Origin of the sequence: Kineosphaera limosa NBRC 100340, assembly GCF_000298215.1 — a bacterium.
In the GTDB taxonomy this organism is placed as follows: domain Bacteria; phylum Actinomycetota; class Actinomycetes; order Actinomycetales; family Dermatophilaceae; genus Kineosphaera; species Kineosphaera limosa.
In genome coordinates this window covers 1-1,543 of sequence record NZ_BAHD01000153.1, presented here as the reverse complement: position 1 = coordinate 1,543, position 1,543 = coordinate 1, and the positions used below count along the sequence as shown (strand labels likewise).

Annotated in this window: 1 protein-coding gene; it reads right to left on the bottom strand. The window is 71.1% G+C overall.

Features of this window, described 5'->3' with window-relative positions; genetic code table 11:
- A partial coding sequence (locus KILIM_RS21800) for an IS1380 family transposase (RefSeq protein WP_006594935.1) occupies positions 1–1,410 on the bottom strand: 1,410 nt, incomplete at its 3' end.
- Positions 1,411–1,543 lie beyond the last annotated feature (133 nt).

The following is a 1,543-nucleotide window of genomic DNA, read 5'->3' as shown; positions in this document are numbered from 1 at the left end:
CCATGGCTGCTGCCAGGGCCACGCTTGGGGCAGGTGCAGGGTGATCCGGCGGGCGGAGGACGCGACTCGTGCCGGGACGTGGATCAGCTTGCGACGGACGGTCGCGGTGGTCGCCTTGGCCAGGTCCGAGCATCCGGTCGGGCCGGTGGCGGCGATGACGGCGGCGGCGCGGGTGAGGTTGAACGCGATGACGGCGAGCACGAGCCAGGCGCTGTTGGCGGTGAACTTCCCGGAAGGCAGGTGCGCCAGCGCCGAGGCCTTCAGGTCGGCGTGGACCTGTTCGATGATGGCGTGCCCGCGGTGGGCCTGGTCCGCGGCGACGGTGTCGAGCTGCTGGGCGGGGGCGGTGGTGAAGAAGGCGTGGAAGCGCCACACGTCGAACAGGGTGCCCTGCCCGTTCGCCTTCTTCTTGTCGGCGTGCACGTCCGGGATCCGGCGCACGACCAGCCGGCCGGGGACCCGGTCGGCCGTCTTCTTGGAGGTGAACGCCGTGTACGGGACCTCGGCGACCTCCGCTTTCGAGATCCACGTGCCGGTGGTCTGGTCGAAGATCGCGTCCGGGTACTTGATCGTCGTCCACGCGCCCTGGTCGATGCCGGCGATCGCGGCCTTGACCGCCGGGTCCATCCGGACGGTGACCGACACGTGGGCGCCGCCGGTGATCGCCGCGTGGACGGCGTCGCGGCCGTAGTAGGCCGAGTCCATCCGGACCAGGACCGGCGCCTTCGCGCCGAGCAGGCGGCGGGCCTGTTTGACGGCGTCGCCGACCAGGCGTTTCGCGCCGCGGGGCGAGCCGCAGGCGCCCTTGCGCAGCCGCTGCGCGAGGACCAGCGGCGCACAGCGGTCCGTGGTGAGGGTGGCGATCAACGCGTTCAGGCCGCGGACCCGGGTGTAGCCGAACCCGGCGCCCTGCTTGGCGTGGCCGTGGACCTCGATGATCGTGTCGTCCACGTCGACGAAGGCGTACCCGCCGCCGGCTCCCGCCTCGTCGCCAGCGGGCAATGGTGCCGGGACCGGTGGGGTCAGCCCGGCGAGCCGGGCCAGCGAGAGCAGGAACCGTGCGGCGACCGCGTCGAGCTGGCGGACGTGCCCGAAGGTGAACGTCCGCAGGAACGAGCCCAGCGTCGACGGCGCGTACGCCCGGGCGAAGACCCGGCCCATCCCGCCGTGGCGCAGCAGCGCCATGTCATCGATGCTGTCGGCGCCGGCGACCATCCCCGCCACGAGCGAGGCCACCTTCAGGCCGGCGTTCGCGCCCTTGTCCGTCGGCACGCTCATATGCTCATCGGCCAGCTTCCGCAGGCCCGCCCGGTCCGCCAGCGCCAGCAGCGGGACCAGGCCGGCCGGCGACACGAGATTCGGGTCGTCGAACACCGCCGACGTGCGGGTCAGGGTGTGAGAGAGTTTCACCTACGAGATGCCCCTCGTGCGAGACGGAAATGAAGCCTGAAGAACTCCAATTCTGTTTCAGCACAGGGGCATTCTCATGCTACGACGCGCCGGATCAGCTCACCGCGCCAAGTCCATCGGTGGATCGAGGTTA